Origin of the sequence: Nonomuraea sp. B19D2, assembly GCF_040137845.1 — a bacterium.
In the GTDB taxonomy this organism is placed as follows: domain Bacteria; phylum Actinomycetota; class Actinomycetes; order Streptosporangiales; family Streptosporangiaceae; genus Nonomuraea.
Genome location: NZ_JBEFAK010000007.1, coordinates 115,556 through 130,295, shown reverse-complemented (window position 1 = coordinate 130,295; position 14,740 = coordinate 115,556). Strand labels below are relative to the sequence as shown.

The 14,740-nt window shown below is 71.3% G+C and carries 15 protein-coding genes; 10 read left to right on the top strand and 5 right to left on the bottom strand.

Translation table 11 applies throughout. The features are described 5' to 3' along the window. Positions 1-16: 16 nt before the first annotated feature. Together ABN273_RS15575 and ABN273_RS15570 are read right to left on the bottom strand one after the other, a co-directional pair. Positions 17-1,582, bottom strand: coding sequence for a hydantoinase/oxoprolinase N-terminal domain-containing protein (locus tag ABN273_RS15575; RefSeq protein ID WP_349449509.1), 1,566 nt, complete (start codon positions 1,580-1,582; stop codon positions 17-19). Next, the gene (locus ABN273_RS15570) at positions 1,575-2,645 is read right to left on the bottom strand and encodes an S-methyl thiohydantoin desulfurase family protein (protein ID WP_349449508.1); all 1,071 of its coding nucleotides are present in this window, start codon (positions 2,643-2,645) and stop codon (positions 1,575-1,577) included. Before ABN273_RS15570 ends, ABN273_RS15575 begins: the two co-directional genes overlap by 8 nt. 112 nt (positions 2,646-2,757) lie before the next feature. Here ABN273_RS15570 and ABN273_RS15565 point away from each other — a divergent pair, with 112 nt between their 5' ends. The 6 genes from ABN273_RS15565 to ABN273_RS15540 all read left to right on the top strand — a co-directional run bounded on the left by ABN273_RS15565 (position 2,758) and on the right by ABN273_RS15540 (position 9,239). Next, positions 2,758-3,192 carry an RpiB/LacA/LacB family sugar-phosphate isomerase gene (locus ABN273_RS15565; protein ID WP_349449507.1) on the top strand — a complete coding sequence of 145 codons (435 nt, stop codon included), beginning with the start codon at positions 2,758-2,760 and terminating at the stop codon, positions 3,190-3,192. A gap of 15 nt (positions 3,193-3,207) precedes the next feature. Continuing rightward, on the top strand, positions 3,208-3,429 hold the full coding sequence (locus ABN273_RS15560) for a hypothetical protein (protein WP_349449506.1): 222 nt from the start codon (positions 3,208-3,210) through the stop codon (positions 3,427-3,429). Between the two features lie 229 nt (positions 3,430-3,658). Then, the gene (locus ABN273_RS15555; protein WP_349449505.1) at positions 3,659-4,822 is read left to right on the top strand and encodes an amidohydrolase; all 1,164 of its coding nucleotides are present in this window, start codon (positions 3,659-3,661) and stop codon (positions 4,820-4,822) included. Between the two features lie 27 nt (positions 4,823-4,849). Continuing rightward, complete coding sequence (locus ABN273_RS15550) at positions 4,850-7,309, top strand: Tex family protein (protein WP_349449504.1); 2,460 nt, start codon at positions 4,850-4,852, stop codon at positions 7,307-7,309. A gap of 246 nt (positions 7,310-7,555) precedes the next feature. After that, entirely contained in the window at positions 7,556-8,581 is a 1,026-nt protein-coding gene (locus ABN273_RS15545; RefSeq protein ID WP_349449503.1) for a hypothetical protein, read from the top strand. Between the two features lie 406 nt (positions 8,582-8,987). Next, entirely contained in the window at positions 8,988-9,239 is a 252-nt protein-coding gene (locus ABN273_RS15540) for a hypothetical protein (RefSeq protein WP_349449502.1), read from the top strand. Here the strand turns inward: ABN273_RS15540 and ABN273_RS15535 are convergent. Continuing rightward, the gene (locus ABN273_RS15535; RefSeq protein ID WP_349449501.1) at positions 9,233-9,847 is read right to left on the bottom strand and encodes a TetR/AcrR family transcriptional regulator; all 615 of its coding nucleotides are present in this window, start codon (positions 9,845-9,847) and stop codon (positions 9,233-9,235) included. The genes ABN273_RS15540 and ABN273_RS15535 overlap by 7 nt on opposite strands. 49 nt (positions 9,848-9,896) lie before the next feature. On the opposite strand from ABN273_RS15535, the gene ABN273_RS15530 reads away from it, so the two are divergent. Then, a complete protein-coding gene (locus ABN273_RS15530) occupies positions 9,897-10,844 on the top strand; it encodes an NADP-dependent oxidoreductase (protein WP_349449500.1) in 948 nt (315 codons plus the stop codon). Positions 10,845-10,954: 110 nt separating this feature from the next. On the opposite strand, the gene ABN273_RS15525 is transcribed toward ABN273_RS15530, so the two are convergent. Continuing rightward, positions 10,955-11,437 carry a MarR family winged helix-turn-helix transcriptional regulator gene (locus tag ABN273_RS15525; protein ID WP_349449499.1) on the bottom strand — a complete coding sequence of 161 codons (483 nt, stop codon included), beginning with the start codon at positions 11,435-11,437 and terminating at the stop codon, positions 10,955-10,957. Positions 11,438-11,529: 92 nt separating this feature from the next. Between ABN273_RS15525 and ABN273_RS15520 the strand changes: the two genes are divergently transcribed. The 3 genes from ABN273_RS15520 (at position 11,530) to ABN273_RS15510 (ending at position 13,551) form a co-directional block, all read left to right on the top strand. Beyond that, positions 11,530-12,333, top strand: a complete 804-nt coding sequence (locus ABN273_RS15520; protein WP_349449497.1) for an alpha/beta fold hydrolase — start codon at positions 11,530-11,532, stop codon at positions 12,331-12,333. Next, positions 12,330-13,235, top strand: coding sequence for an alpha/beta hydrolase (locus ABN273_RS15515; protein ID WP_349449496.1), 906 nt, complete (start codon positions 12,330-12,332; stop codon positions 13,233-13,235). Before ABN273_RS15520 ends, ABN273_RS15515 begins: the two co-directional genes overlap by 4 nt. A gap of 121 nt (positions 13,236-13,356) precedes the next feature. Further along, on the top strand, positions 13,357-13,551 hold the full coding sequence (locus ABN273_RS15510; RefSeq protein WP_349449495.1) for a helix-turn-helix domain-containing protein: 195 nt from the start codon (positions 13,357-13,359) through the stop codon (positions 13,549-13,551). 76 nt (positions 13,552-13,627) lie between these two features. Here the strand turns inward: ABN273_RS15510 and ABN273_RS15505 are convergent, their stop codons facing one another. Further along, entirely contained in the window at positions 13,628-14,509 is an 882-nt protein-coding gene (locus ABN273_RS15505; protein WP_349449493.1) for a PhzF family phenazine biosynthesis protein, read from the bottom strand. Between the last annotated feature and the right edge of the window lie 231 nt (positions 14,510-14,740).

The following is a 14,740-nucleotide window of genomic DNA, read 5'->3' as shown; positions in this document are numbered from 1 at the left end:
GGATCCTTTCGATCATTCACCGGGCGAGGGGTCCGGCTGCTTTGACGTGTACCCGCACCGCGGGCTCGGAGAGGTAGCTCAGTGGCACCTCGAGGAGGTCCACGATCTCGACGCCGGAGGGGTCCGCCCCCGCCGCCACGGCCCGCGCCGCCGCCTCCTCCTTGGCCCTTTCGATCGCTTCTGACCGGCTATCTCCCGCTGGCAAGATCGTATCCACTCTGCCGCTCGCGAGTGCGATGGCGGCGCCTACGGCGTTGGCCACCTCGGCGTGTTCCGGGCGGATGACCCGGCTCGCGCCCGGGATGACATCGGGCAGCAGGAACGCCCCGCCACCCACCGCGACCAGGGGCCTGTCCGTTTTGCCGAGCGCCATCCTGTCCACGGCGTCGATGACCGTCTCGTCCGCGATGGCCACCGCTCTTTCCAGGGTGTCTTCCATTCTTTCCGACATGTCGGCTTCCAGCGCCTGTACGGCCGCTTCGAGGCGATCACGCCACCCGGCCGCCGGGCTCCGGCCCGCCGCCACGGCCGCGTCGGTCATCGTCGCCGTGGCCCCGCCGAACACGAGCGCCTCCCTGACGATCCGGTAGCCGACCGAGTCGGGGCCGATGCCGCCGTTCCGCACCACCGTCCCACCGCCGAGCGCGATGGCCAGGATGTCGGGCATGCGGAAGTTGGTCAGCACCCCGCCGATCTCCACCGCGGCCGCGGACTCCCGCGGGAAGCCACCGGCGAGCACGCCGAGGTCCGTGGACGTACCGCCCACATCCACCACGATGGCGTCGGTCACCCCTGACAGATACGCGGCTCCGCGCAGGGAGTTCGCCGGGCCCGAGCCGATCGTCGAGACCGGCAGCCGCGCGGCGTGCTCGAGCGTCATGAGCGTGCCGTCGTTCTGCGCCAGGTACGGCCGCGCGCCCAGGCCTCGTTCGGCGAGTGCGGTGACCAGGGCCTCGGTCACGTGGGCGGCCACGCCGTACAGGGCGGCGTTGAGCACGGTGGCGTTCTCGCGCTCGAGCAGGCCGAGCGAGCCGATCTCGTGGCTCACCGAGACCGGCAGGCCGTACTCGGCCTTGACCAGTTCCTCGACGAGGCGCTCGTGCTCGCCACTGGCCGGGCTGAACACGCTGGTGACGGCCACGGCGTCGGCCGCCACGCCGTCCAGGAAGCGGCGGACCGCGTCGAGCCCCGGCGGGCCGATCTCGCGGCCGTCGACGTAGTGGCCGCCGGGCAGGATCGCCTCCCCCGCCGAGACGGCCTCGCGCAGGTCGTCGGGCCAGCCGGAGAGCGGGGGGACGGAGGTGGTGGCGGGCGCGCCGAGCCGCAGCACGGCGACGCGACCGAGGTTCCTGCGCTCCAGGATCGCGTTGGTCGCGTGCGTGGTGCCGAGCATGACCCGGCCGATCCGCCCCCATCCACCCTCGAGCTCGGCGAGGACCGCGTCGAGGGCGGCGCGCAGCCCCCCGGTCACGTCCGGGGTGGTCGGGCGCTTGGCCTTGGCGATCACACGGCCGTCGGCGGCGAGCACCACCGCGTCGGTGTTCGTGCCGCCGACGTCGATCCCGATACGCAGGTCAGCCATGCGCCGTCAGCTCCTCGACGGGAACGTAGTCCAGGTCGTACCCGAAGGCCCGCGGCCCGGCCGTCTCCAGGCCCTTGGGAGTGCGCCAGAGCGGGTCACACGGCCAGGCGAGCACCGTGACGCGCTGGCCGTACCTGAGGGCCTCGGTCTGGATCGCGCCGGCGGTCTCGGTGTCCACGACGGTGATGAGGTCGGGCACCATGGCCCGCACCCGGCCGTCCTCGAGGGCGACCAGGTTCTCGTTCTGCAGTTCCAGGGTGAGGCGGCGGCCCCGGTCGTCGCCGGTGCCCTCGATCGTGGCCGTCCCCCTGACGAACCCTCCGGTGGTGCGCCGTTCCACGTCCGCGAGCTTGCCGGTGATCAGCCGTACTGCGCCCAGGCTCTCCTGGAGCGCGCCGAGCGGATCGGCCGCGCCTTCCGTGGCTCTGCCGACCTCGATGGCGCGGGTGACCGTACCCTCGATGACCGCTCCCCTGGCCCGTGCGGTGGTGAGCACGTAGTCGGCCATCAGCGCGGTCGAGCCCGCCGCCACGCACACGGCGCGGGCGAGCCGCTCCGACCAGAGGCCGTCGATGGGGCGGATGGTCACCACGTTGCCCACGATGTCCGACATGATCACCAGGTCGGCCGGGAGCCCCGCCACGTACATGGAGACCATCTGGACCTCGGGGAACGCCCGGCCCATGCCGTCGGCGTCGAGCAGCGGCAGCCCGAGCTGGGCGGCCCAGGCGACGGGCGCCACGCCGTTCGAACCCCCGATCTCGGAGGACATGATCGCGCTCGGGGGGCGGCCGAAGAGGCGTTCGACCTCTTCGGCGATGCGCTTGGGCTCCTCCGCGCTGTGGATCATCTCGTGGCTGACGGTCGGGGCCCCGATGCCGGACAGCGGCACGATCAGCGCGTCCTCGGCCAGGTCGGCCAGCTTGACCAGCGGTACCTCGCCGTGCTCGCGGATGGCCCCGATCGCCGCCAGCGATCCCGTACGCACATCACCGCCGCCTCCGGTGCCCAGAACGGCACATCCCCGGGCGAGCGCCGGAATATCGCTCTTATCTATGCTCATATGGCGTCACAACCAAGCACACTTCCCCTCATCTCGCCAGTCCAGGCATGTGCTCGTGCCTTTGCCTCCGCCCGCGGCCCTTGGTAGACCTGAGATCGGGAAGGGGTCGCACATGCGGATATCGGTGGCCGCCGACAGCAAGGACGGGGTGGCGGAGCGGGTCGTGGCGGAGCTGCGCAGGCGGGGGCACGAGGTGGTGACCCACGGCGCGCTCAGCGACGAGGAGCGCGCCGACTGGGCGTGGGCCTCCGAGCTGGCCGCCCGCGACGTGAGCGAGGGGCGGGCCGACCATGCGGTGGTCTGCTGCTGGACCGGCACGGGCGCGTCGATCGCGGCGAACAAGGTGCCGGGCATCCGCGCGGCGCTGTGCGTGGACGCCTACACCGCCGACGGGGCCAGGAAATGGAACGACGCCAACGTGCTGGCGCTGAGCCTCCGGCTCACGTCGGACGTGGTGCTCGACGAGATCCTCGACGCCTGGCTGGACGGGCGGCCGAGCACCGACTCCGCCGACGTGGCGAACGTCTCCCACCTCGACGAGATCTGACTACGCTGTATAAGCATGAACTTACACTGTACGCATTGCGGTGAAGAGGGGCTGGAGCCCGGGTTCATCATGGACTCGGGCGAGGACTCCAACGGATTCGCCAGATGGGTCGAGGGCGCGCTGGAGCGCGGGATCTTCGGCGGCGCCAAGCTGATGCGCCGGCCGAAGTGGGAGATCGAGGCCTATCGCTGCCGATACTGCCATCATCTGGAGCTCTTCGCCGACCGCCGCGCATGACCGGACCCCGGCTCGCGACTCTCACGACCGCAAGCCACACGGATCCACCTCGGTGCGTCATCCTCGCAGCCGCAAGCCACGCGGCCGAAGCCACGCTCGCGAGTTTCGCGACGGCAAGCCGTGCAGCTCCGCCTCAGAGCGCCGTCCTCGCTACCGCAGGACCCCGGGAGCGGAACCTGTCCCGGCGGAGTGAGGGAAATCGTCGGTGCGGCCGTTTAGGGTGCTTGGCATGACCGACGTCCTGCTCCGCGGCGGGCTCCCCTGGGGGCTCGAGGGCCCTGCCGACATCCTCGTCCGCGCCGGCCGGATCCACCTCGTCGCCCAGGGCATCGACGCGCCCGGCGCCCTGGTCGTCGACATCGCGGGGCAGCTCGTGCTGCCCGGCCTCGTCGAGGCGCACTGCCACCTCGACAAGACCCTCTTCGGCGGCCCGTGGGTGCCCCACTCGGCCGACGACACGCTGGCCGGGCGCATCGGAAACGACCTCGGCCGCCGTGCGGAGCTGGGCGTGCCGAGCGTCGAGCGGATCGGCGCGCTGCTGGAGCGCATGAGCGCGGCGGGCACGTGCCAGGTGCGCACCCACACCGACATCGACCCGTCAGTGGGGCTGCGGGGCGTCGAGGCGGTGCTCGAGGCAGCCGCGAGCTCCCCCGTCGAGGTGCGCCAGGTGGCGTTCCCGCAGCACGGCGTGCTGATCAATCCCGGCACGGCCGAGCTGCTCGAAGAGGCGCTGAAGAGCGGCGTCGAGGCGGTCGGCGGCCTCGACCCGGCGGGCATCGACCGCGACCCCGTACGCCACCTCGACCTGATCTTCGGGTTGGCCGAGCGCTACGGCGCCCATCTCGACCTCCACCTGCATGACGGCGGCTCGCTGGGCGGGTGGGAGCTCGAGCTCATCACCGAGCGGACAAGGGCGCTGGGGCTGGGCGGCCGGGTGACGGTCAGCCACGCGTACGCGCTCGGCCAGCTCGACGAGTCCTACCAGGGCCGGCTGATCCAGGGTTTCGCCGAGGCGGGCGTCGCCCTGGCGACCGCGGCCGTCTACAGCTTCCCGGTGCCGCCGATCAAGAAGCTGCGGGCCGCCGGTGTCACGGTCGCCTGCGGTCATGACGGCATCCGCGACCTGTGGGGGCCTTACGGCAGCGGCGACATGCTGGAGCGGGCGATGCACGTCGCCTACCGCAGCACGTTCCGCAGGGACGAGGACATCGAGCTGGCGCTGGAGGCCGCCACGTACGGCGGGGCCCGAGCGCTCGGGCTGGAGTCGTACGGGCTGGCCCCGGGTGACCGGGCCGACCTGGTCGTCGTGCCGTGCGGCGGCGCGGCGGAGGCCGTGGTTGTTCACCCAGCGCGCACTCTGGTCATGAAAGACGGCGTAGTCCTGCACAATTGACCCGCGGGACCATCGAAAGGCAGGCAAGTGCTCTCTATTCACCAGCGGATCGCGGCAGAGCTGGGCGTGCGTGACGGCCAGGTGCAGGCGGCCGTCGAGCTGCTCGACGGCGGCGCGACTGTGCCGTTCATCGCGCGATACCGGAAAGAGGCCACCGGCACCCTCGACGACGCGCAGCTGCGCACGCTCGAAGAGCGCCTGCGCTACCTTCGCGAGCTCGAGGAGCGCAGGACGGCGATCCTCGAGTCGATCGAGTCTCAGGGCAAGCTCGACGACGAGCTGCGCGAGCAGATCATGGCGGCGGAGACCAAGGCCAGGCTTGAGGACATCTACCTGCCTTACAAGCCCAAGCGGCGCACCAAGGCGCAGATCGCCCGCGAGCTGGGCCTGGAGCCGCTGGCCGACCAGCTGCTCGCCGACCCCACGCTCGACCCCGCCGCCACGGCCGAGGGCTTCGTCACCGAGGGCGTGGCCGACGCGGGCGCGGCGCTCGAGGGGGCCAGGGCGATCCTGATCGAGCGGTTCGCCGAAGACGCCGACCTGATCGGCGGCCTGCGCGAGCAGCTGTGGAGCCGCGGACGGCTGGTGTCGAAGGTCCGCGAGGGCAAGGAGGAGGCGGGGGCCAAGTTCTCCGACTACTTCGAGTTCGGCGAGCCGTTCACGAAGCTGCCCTCCCATCGGATCCTGGCCATGTTCAGGGGCGAGAAGGAGGAGGTGCTGTCCGTCACGCTGGAGCCGGACGACAGCCCCGACTACGAGCTGCGCATCGCGTCCCGCTTCGGCATCTCCGACCAGGCGCGTCCGGCCGACAAGTGGCTGGGCGAGACCGTGCGCTGGGCCTGGCGCACGCGCATCCTCGTGCATCTCGGCATCGACCTGCGGATGCGGCTGTGGCAGGCGGCGGAGGACGAGGCGGTGCGGGTCTTCGCGGCCAACCTGCGCGACCTGCTGCTCGCCGCCCCCGCCGGGACGCGGGCGACGATGGGCCTCGACCCCGGCCTGCGTACGGGTGTGAAGGTCGCGGTGGTCGACGCCACCGGCAAGGTCGTCGAGACCACCACCATCTACCCTCACGAGCCCAAGCGTCAGTGGGACCAGTCGCTGGCCGTCCTCGGCGCGCTCGCGCAGCGCCACGGGGTCGAGCTGATCGCCATCGGCAACGGCACCGCCTCGCGCGAGACCGACAAGCTGGCCGGCGACCTGGTCCAGCACATGCCGTCGATCACCAAGATCGTCGTTTCCGAGGCGGGGGCCTCGGTCTACTCGGCCTCGCCGTACGCGTCCCAGGAGCTGCCCGAGCTCGACGTGTCACTGCGCGGCGCGGTGTCGATCGCCCGCAGGCTCCAGGACCCGCTGGCCGAGCTGGTCAAGATCGACCCCAAGTCGATCGGCGTCGGCCAATACCAGCACGACCTGGCCGAGTCCAAGCTCTCCCGCTCGCTCGACGCGGTGGTCGAAGACTGCGTCAACGCCGTCGGGGTCGACGTCAACACCGCGTCGGCGCCGCTGCTCACGCGCGTGTCGGGCATCGGCTCCACGCTGGCCGAGAGCATCGTCCGCCACCGTGACGCCAACGGCCCCTTCAGGACGCGTGCCGCGCTCAAGAGCGTGCCCCGGCTCGGGCCCAAGGCGTTCGAGCAGTGCGCGGGCTTCCTGCGCATCCGCGGCGGCGACGACGCGCTCGACGTGTCGAGCGTCCACCCGGAGGCGTACCCGGTGGTCCGCCGCATCCTCACCGCGGCCAAGGCGGACCTCAAGTCCCTGATCGGCAACTCGGCGGCGCTGCGCGCCATGAAGCCCGGTGACTTCACCGACGAGACGTTCGGCCTGCCGACGGTCACCGACATCCTGCGAGAGCTGGAAAAGCCCGGCCGCGACCCGCGGCCCGCCTTCAAGACCGCCACCTTCAAGGAGGGGGTCGAGAAGATCTCCGACCTGAGCTCGGGCATGATCCTCGAAGGCGTGGTCACCAACGTCGCCGCCTTCGGCGCGTTCGTGGACATCGGCGTCCACCAGGACGGCCTGGTCCACGTCTCGGCCATGTCCCGAAACTTCGTGAAGGACCCACGCGATGTGGTCAAGCCCGGCGACATCGTCCGCGTCAAGGTCCTCGATGTCGACATTCCCCGCAAGCGCATCTCCCTGACCCTCCGCCTGGAGGACGAGACCCCGGCCCAGGGCGGGGGCGACGGCTCCCGCCGGGGCGCGGGGCGCGGCGACGGCGCACGGGGTGACGGCCGGGGCAACGGCCAGCGCGACCGCGCCCAGGGGCGGGGCGACGACCAGCGCGGGCGCGGGGACGGCCGCCGTGACGGCGGCCGAGGTGGCGACGGCGGCCGAGGCGGCGACGGCGGCCAGCGCGGGCGCGGAGACGGACAGCGAGGGCGCGGAGACGGACAGCGCGGCGGCCGCCGCCAGGACCGCCCCGCACCCACGGGCGCCATGGCCGAAGCTCTCCGCAAGGCGGGCCTCACCGGCGACAACTAGCCCGACGGCATCCGCCCGCGACAGCGGCTGACCGGACGGCGTGCCACCGCGCTGATGCCTGGCGGGAGAGCCACCCCGCCAGGCCGCGCACCGTCGCCCGCCGCCGCACGGACGGGGCGGCGCGGAGAAGCGACGCACACGTCCTCCGTGGTGTGCCGCGGCATGGGGTTGCGGGGACGGGGTTTCCGCGCGCTGGACGTGCGTCGCCTTGCGCCCGAAGCGGGCCGGGGGCGATACGGTCGAAGGGTGAGCACGACAGCGTTTACCACAGCGATCGCTCAGGCCCGCGACCTCCTCAGGTGGCGCTCGCCGCTGCGGACCGAGTTGTGGGCTGCACGGCTCACCGCCGATCTCGAGCCGGGTGAAGTGGAGTCCTTCCTGGGGCGGCTGGTCGAGGACGGCAGCACGGAGGCACGTCTGACCCTCGCCGCCCTCTCCGCCGTCAACACCGCGGCCGGCACGAACCCGCCGACCGGCGAAGGCGCGAGCCCGTCCGCCGATGAAGGCGCGGATGCCGGAGTGTTCGTACGTGCCGGGAACGGCGTGGTGGAGACGCTGCCCGGGTGGGTGCGACGAATGGGGCGGGTGACGTGTGAGGGCGCCTGGTACGGCAAGGCCGACCCGTTCGGCGAGCAGACCCTGGCGGCCCTGTCCTTCCGCTACGAGAACGGCAAGGAGCCGCACCTTCTCGTCGTCGGCATCGATCAGGCGAGCGGAGGGCTGGCCGTTGACGCGGTGGTCGAGGAGGTGAAGTTCCTCGACGACTTGGACCTGCGGGCCGAGGAGCCGGGTGTGGTCGCGGGGCGGGTGCTGGACGCGTTCGAGCTGGGTGATCGGATCATGGGCGCGCTGGTCGCCGGCACACTGCCCGCCGTGCGCTCGGTCGCGTTCTTGCGGGCCCGCGCGGTGCCCGATCTCGTACGACCGGCGCCCGACGACACGGTGAGCCGGTTCCACGAGCTACCGGAGCTGCCCGGCGCACGGGAGGCGTTCGAGAAGCTGGCCGAGTTCGTGGGCGATCGTCCTGCGTGGTGGAGTCCGGCGCGGGTCACCCAGTTCCTGACGTCGTGGCTGCCGAGGGAGGCCATCCTTTCGGAGGCGGGGATCGCCGCCATGCCGGAAGTGGTACGGGCCTGGAGCCGGTTCTCCGGCGGGCATCCCGCAGTGCTCGCGCAGGTCGCGGCGGACGCGCCCCGGCTGCCCGCGCTCATGGCCGACGACTCCCTGGCCGGCCTGGGCAAGCGCATCGCCCAGGCGCAGCGCGACCGCTGACTCCCCATCGTTCCCGCCGCGCGGCTCGGCTGTCGCTGGACACCGCCGTGCAGTCGGGCCAGGTGGCCTACCAGGCGCGCCCTCATCATCGACCCCGGGCGGCCTGATCCAGCTGACCGTCGAGCGCCTGCCCGGCGATGCCCAGCCCAAGCCGGTATGGCCATGGTCATCGGCCACTGACGTGTCCGCCGCCCGGGGTGTAACTGCCGTGGTTAGCTTCGGTGACTCTCAGTTGTACGGCAAGTACTTCAAGTAGTGTGGGCGGCTACTTGGCGCACAGTATCTGGGGGTCCGTACGGCATGTTGGGCAGGTCAGATGCGGCCGAGCGGCACTACCGGGCTGAACGAGCGGTGGCCGCCGATGAGTCGGTGTCGTGGGTGGTGGTCGACGAGGACTTCGGGTTGCATGTCGAGGCGTGCGCGTACCTGGCGGGGCTGCGTGGGGGCGGGCCGGGCGTTCAACACCGAGAAGACGTATGCGGGCCGGATCGCTTTGTACTTGTCGTATGGCCGGGGCCATGGGGTGGACTGGTCAAGGCTGATCCTGGCGCAGCTGATGGCGATGATGCGGTGGCTGGTGGACGAGCCGATGCCGGCCGCGGTCGCGCAGGACGGGGTCGGCAGGAACGCCGGGAGACCGCCGTCGAGACACTACTGAACGGTCGGCAGCAGCCGGACCGCCGGCGGAAGCGGCGCGCGGACGGGGTCGGCACGGAACGACTGGATCATCAGGGCTGCGAAACGGCGCGACGCCGCCGCTCGTTGCTCGGATGACTCGGCGCGGATGCCCTCGTTCGCCATCATCGCCAGGATGAAGTCCTCCAGGACGAAGTCCGCCCGCAGGCCGCCCGCCGCCTTCGCGCGCCGGATGAGTTGGAGCAGCAGCCGGATCGTACGGTCGCGGTCAGCGGTGAAGTACGGCAGTTGCGAGGTGAACGCGCCAGACAGACCCCGGTCGAGGGCGTGCACCTCCATGAGCTTCTCGATCACCAGGCGGAACCCATGCCACGGGTCGGCCTGTGCCAGCCCTTCCTCGACGACCGCCGAGCACATGGCCATCGGCTCGGCGAAGACCTCGCTGAGCAGCGCTTCCTTGGTGGGGAAGTGCCGGTAGACAGTGGCCGCGCCAACCTGCGCGCGCCGGGCGATCTCCCGGATCGGCACATCGAGGCCCTCTGCGGCGAAGGTCGCGCGGGCGACCGCGAGGATGCGCGCGCGGTTGTCGCGGGCGTCCGAGCGCAGTTTCTGACTCACTTCGGCCGTCACCGCTCTCACTTTAGTCAAACGGACGGGGTGTTCCGTTACGGTGCGGCACATGAGAGCTGTTCAGTTTTCGGAATACGGCCCGGCCAGCGTGGTGCATGTCGCCGAGGTCGAGGATCCGCACGCCGGGCCGGGGACGATCCGCATCGCCGTGCGGGCGTCCGGATTGTCGACGGGAGAAACGTTCATCCGCTCAGGGAAGATGCGTGGGGTGGTGCCTGTGACGTTCCCGTACCGGACCGGGTTCGACGCCGCCGGCGTGGTGGACGAGGTCGGCGACGGCGTCACGGGGGTCGGAGTCGGCGAGGAGGTGTTCGGCATGACTGCGACGACCGCGCGCGGCGCCAACGCCGATCACGCGGTCCTGGTCGCCTGGGCGCCGAAACCGGCCGTGTGGAGCTGGGAGGAGGCCGGTGGTGCCGCAGGCAGCGTCGAGACAGCCGCCCGTGTGCTCGACCGGCTCGCGGTCGGCGCCGGGCAGACCGTGCTGGTGCAGGGCGCGGCCGGCGGGGTGGGCGCGGTCGCCGTGCAGTTCGCGGTCGCCCGTGGCGCCACCGTCATCGGCACGGCCGGGGAGCACAACCACGACTTCTTGCGCTCTCTGGGCTGCGAGCCGACGACGTACGGGGCGGGCCTGGTCGAACGGGTCCGCGTGCTGGCGCCGGGCGGGGTGGACGCGGTGTTCGACTGCGCAGGAGGGGCGCTGCCCGACCTGATCGCCATCACCGGGAACCCGGCGCGCGTGGTGACGATCGCTCCCGACCTCACCGCAGCGGCCCTCGGCGTGCACCTGTCGCACGGCGTGCCGGCCGGCGACACAGCAGCCGTTGGAGCCGCCGACCCGCTGGCGGTGCACGGTCTCGGCATCGCGGTCGAGCTCGCCGGGCAGGGCCGGCTGCGGGTGCCGGTCGCGGCGGCGTTCCCGCTCGCTGAGGCGGCTGCGGCGCACGAGCTGAGCGAAAGCCGCCACTCTCGCGGGAAGATCGTGCTGGTGAACTGACCGGCCCCACCCAGGCAACGCCCGCCTCAGATTCCCCCTATGCGTGCGCGCTGATAGCCGTCGGGATGGTGAAACACCCCCTCGCCGAAGACGACTCACCGAGTGACGTGCTATTGATCTGACGTCGCGGCCGGCGAAAGCGAGTCGGTCGGTGATGAGCGGTCCGATCCGGCCAACCGGCTGGATGCTCGGGCCAGCAGCTCGATGAGCTGCGCACGCTCCTTGGGGGTGTAGCCGTCGGCGAGCTCCCGCTCGATCGCCACCGCCTCAGCGTCGGCCTGCCTGAGCACGCGATGCCCCTCGTCGGTGAGTTGAACCTCGGCGACCTTGCGGTGCCAGGGATGGGGGCGGCGGGTGATCAGAGCCTTGGTTTCGAGATTGGTGAGCACGGTGGCGATGGTCTGCGGGGTGACCAGGCAGGCTCGGGCCAGCGCGGCGGCGGAGATGCCCGGGTGCTCGGCGAGCGTGTACAAGGCCACGTATTGAGGCACGGTCAGGCCGAGGGGGCGTAGCGCCGCATGCTTGGCCGCCATCAGCTCCTGCTCGACGCGCTTGATGTGCAGACCGAGGCGTTCCTGAGGTGGCATGTCCATGTACTGATTCTACGAACAACCAGACCTCAGATTGTTAGCAGAGCTCTGTCATCTGTATGATCCCTGGCAGATGGATGGCCATGGAGGTTCTTTTGATCAGTCCCACCGTTCTCGATCACATCACCGCCGGCACCGGTCCAGGACTTGTCCTGATCCACGGCACCGGTGCCGACGCGGCGTCGAACTGGGGAGCCCTCATCGAGGCGGCGAGCGATCGGTACACGGTCGTCGCGCCGAACCTGCCCGGTGCAGGCACACCTCCCGCGCCGGACGGCCCGCTCGATCTTGATGAGCTGGCCGGGCAGGTCCTCGCCACCGCCCGTACGGCTGGCCTGGAGCGGTTCCACTTGGTCGGACACTCAATCGGCGCGGTGATCGCCACCGCTGTCGCGGCTCGCGAACCGAATGCGGTGGTCTCGCTGCTGCTGCACGCCGGCTGGGTGACGACCAGCCCCCGGGAGGTATTCATGTTCGACCTGTGGGCGCGGCTGCTGCGCACCGATCCGGCCTTGCTGGCCCGGCAGCTGATCTTGACCGCGATGGGGCCCACCTTGCTGGGTACGCTCAAGGACGAGCAGTTCGCCGAGTTGACCGCCGGGTTCACGGCGACGCTCGACAAGCGCATCCTGCCCCAGATCGACTTGGACGGCCGGATCGACCTGCGCGACAAGCTCGGGCGGGTTCTGGCGCCTACGCTGGTGCTCGCCAGCGCCGACGACCAGGTCATCCCGTCGCACCACCAGCGGGAGCTGGCCGAGGCGATCAGCGATAGCCGGTATCTGGAGGTTCCAGGCGGGCACGGGTTGCCGTTCGAGGACCCTGACCGGTTCTTCTCGATCATCACCGAGTTCGTCGATGCTCGGCAGGCCGCTGTACAGGCCGGGGTGTCGGCATGAACGTGCACGCCGAAGAGGTCACCTTCCGCAGCGAGGGCGTCGACTGCGCTGGAACCCTGTATGCACCGGCCGACGCCACCGGCCCGCTGCCCGGCCTGGTCATGGGCAACGGGTTCGCCAACGTCCGCCAGATGTACCTGCCGACCTACGCCACCGCGTTCGCCGCGGCCGGGATCGCCGTGCTCACCATCGACTACCGCTACCTCGGCGAGTCCGGCGGGCAGCCACGCCAGCAGGTACTGCCCGAGGCCCAGTGCGACGACCTGCGCAACGCCCTGACCTGGCTGTCGGAGCGATCCGAGGTCGACGCCGGACGGATCGGACTGTGGGGCACATCGTTCGGCGGCGGCCACGCCCTGCGCATCGCCGCCCTCGACCGCCGGGTGGCGGCGGTGGTGGCCCAGGTACCGGGGGTCGGCCTGTGGCGATACTTGCGCCGTGACGAGCCGGCGGTACGGGAACGCTTCCTCGCTTCCGCTCTCGCGGACCGGCTGGCATACGCGCGCACCGGTGAGCCCCGCCCGCTGGCCATCACAGCCGAAGAGGGCACCGAGTCGATTCTCGGCCCGGACGGACTCGACTGGCACCGGCACAACGAACAAGAGCACGACACATTCCACAACTGGATCACCGCGCACTCACTCGACCGGATCGCGCCCTACGACCCAGGCGCGTTCACCGAGGACATCAGCCCCACCCCGCTGCTGATGATCTTCACGGACACCGACACCACAGCCCCACCCGAAGTGGCCCGGCAGATATATGACCGCCTGCGAGAGCCCAAGCAACTCCTCGAGCTCAGCGCCGGGCACTACGACGTCTACGACGTGCCGTCCGTCCGCGAGGCGTGTATCAATGCCACTACCAAATTCCTGGTCAAGCACCTGTCGGCGACGAACTGAGCGAAAGGGCGCTGTGCGCTACCGGTCTGCGCACAGCCACACGCCCCTGAGGCCCCGGCGGGGTCCGGTCCGGCCGCTCGGGCCGGTCTCCGCCATCTCGGCCGGCAGGGTGGGGTTGTTCATGACTGCGGTGGTTCCGGCGGCCGGGCGGGGGCGGTCAGGTCGAGTCGGCGGCCGTCCTCGCGCCCTGACCTCCGAGCAGATCGCCGACGCCCGCATCCTGCTCGGCGCCGGACAAACCCGAACCGCCGTCGCCGCCAAGCTGCGCGTCTCCCGATGGACACTCAGCCGCGCCCTCGACACCGCGTCCCGCTGACGCCCGCCACCGGGTGCCAACGCTTGACCTCAGCGGACAGCCCCAGCCCCATGCGCGGATCGCAGAAGAGGACGGTCTAGTTGTCGCCTCGGTGTCCGTCGCGGACCACCGCTAACCCGCCGACCCGGGTCGTGATGCCCGCCGGCCCGCGTCGGGCCGAAGCGAGCACGCTGGCCGGTCGACCGAGGGTGTCACCCTGCTCCACCTCGATCGCGACCGTCTGCGCCCCTGTCGTGTCGAGCAGGTGGGCGGCCAGGCAGCCGGTGCTGTTGGCGTTGGCGACGTCCTCGTCGACACCGATCGCCGGCGCGAACATCCGCGCCGCACCCGGTCGGTCGCCCACCGGCGGTACGTACACGAAACAGCCGAGGAGCCCGTACCGCTGGCACGCCGCTGTCAGCCTGCCGAGGTGTGGGTGGACTCGGAGCAGCGCCGACCGGTCGTGGACCGGTACCAGCATGCGTGGCGCGCCGGGCGCGGCGATCCGTGGCGCGTCGGTCGGATGCGGATCGTCCGCGGTGAGCCCGAGCGCGGCGACGATCGCGGCGCGCTCGTCCGGCGCCGGGTGACGCAGCGCGACGAGGCCCTGGTCGAACCACACCTCGATGCCGGCGGGGCGGCGGATCGCGACGGTGTCGAACGTGCGCCCGCCGGTGTGTTGGCGGTCGTTCAGCTCGCCCAGCGCGGTGCGGGTCAACCGGACGGCCTGCGCGGCAACGGTGCCATGGCCGCAGCCGGACAGTTCGGCGGTGGCGGTGAAGAACCGGACCGGCCAGCCACCGTCCGGCGTCCGCCCCGGGCCGAGGAACGCCGCGTGCGAGGTGCCGGCCGCAGCAGCGACCGCACGCCGGTCCGCGTCCGTCGCCGCCGGGTCGTCGTCGGTGACGGCCGTGGGGCTGCCGCCCCGGCCGTCGCGCCGCACGCACGCATCAACCACCGTGACATCCGGCCAGGACATCGGCCCTCCTTTGACGCTCAACGAACCGGCAACCGCGAACGGCGTTCCGCCGATAGCCGGACCTGGCCGCAACGGCCGACCGAACACGTCCCGGAGCGTACCGTCCTGCCTCAGCCGGTGCCGTCCTGCACCGGATAGTGGATGATGACCGCACCGCCGGTGGCGTAGTTGCGAACTGGGACGCGGGGCATGGCTTCGAACTCGTCTCGTGAGTCGTCGTTCAACACCGTG

Coding starts and splice junctions, on each gene's coding strand:
- ABN273_RS15570 (WP_349449508.1), bottom strand. CDS start 2,645: ATGAGCATAGATAAGAGCGATATTCCGGCGCTCGCCCGGGGATGTGCC.
- ABN273_RS15515 (WP_349449496.1), top strand. CDS start 12,330: ATGAACGTGCACGCCGAAGAGGTCACCTTCCGCAGCGAGGGCGTCGAC.
- ABN273_RS15510 (WP_349449495.1), top strand. CDS start 13,357: ATGACTGCGGTGGTTCCGGCGGCCGGGCGGGGGCGGTCAGGTCGAGTC.
- ABN273_RS15565 (WP_349449507.1), top strand. CDS start 2,758: ATGCGGATATCGGTGGCCGCCGACAGCAAGGACGGGGTGGCGGAGCGG.
- ABN273_RS15540 (WP_349449502.1), top strand. CDS start 8,988: ATGTCGAGGCGTGCGCGTACCTGGCGGGGCTGCGTGGGGGCGGGCCGG.
- ABN273_RS15575 (WP_349449509.1), bottom strand. CDS start 1,582: ATGGCTGACCTGCGTATCGGGATCGACGTCGGCGGCACGAACACCGAC.
- ABN273_RS15525 (WP_349449499.1), bottom strand. CDS start 11,437: ATGGACATGCCACCTCAGGAACGCCTCGGTCTGCACATCAAGCGCGTC.
- ABN273_RS15505 (WP_349449493.1), bottom strand. CDS start 14,509: ATGTCCTGGCCGGATGTCACGGTGGTTGATGCGTGCGTGCGGCGCGAC.
- ABN273_RS15555 (WP_349449505.1), top strand. CDS start 3,659: ATGACCGACGTCCTGCTCCGCGGCGGGCTCCCCTGGGGGCTCGAGGGC.
- ABN273_RS15530 (WP_349449500.1), top strand. CDS start 9,897: ATGAGAGCTGTTCAGTTTTCGGAATACGGCCCGGCCAGCGTGGTGCAT.
- ABN273_RS15560 (WP_349449506.1), top strand. CDS start 3,208: ATGAACTTACACTGTACGCATTGCGGTGAAGAGGGGCTGGAGCCCGGG.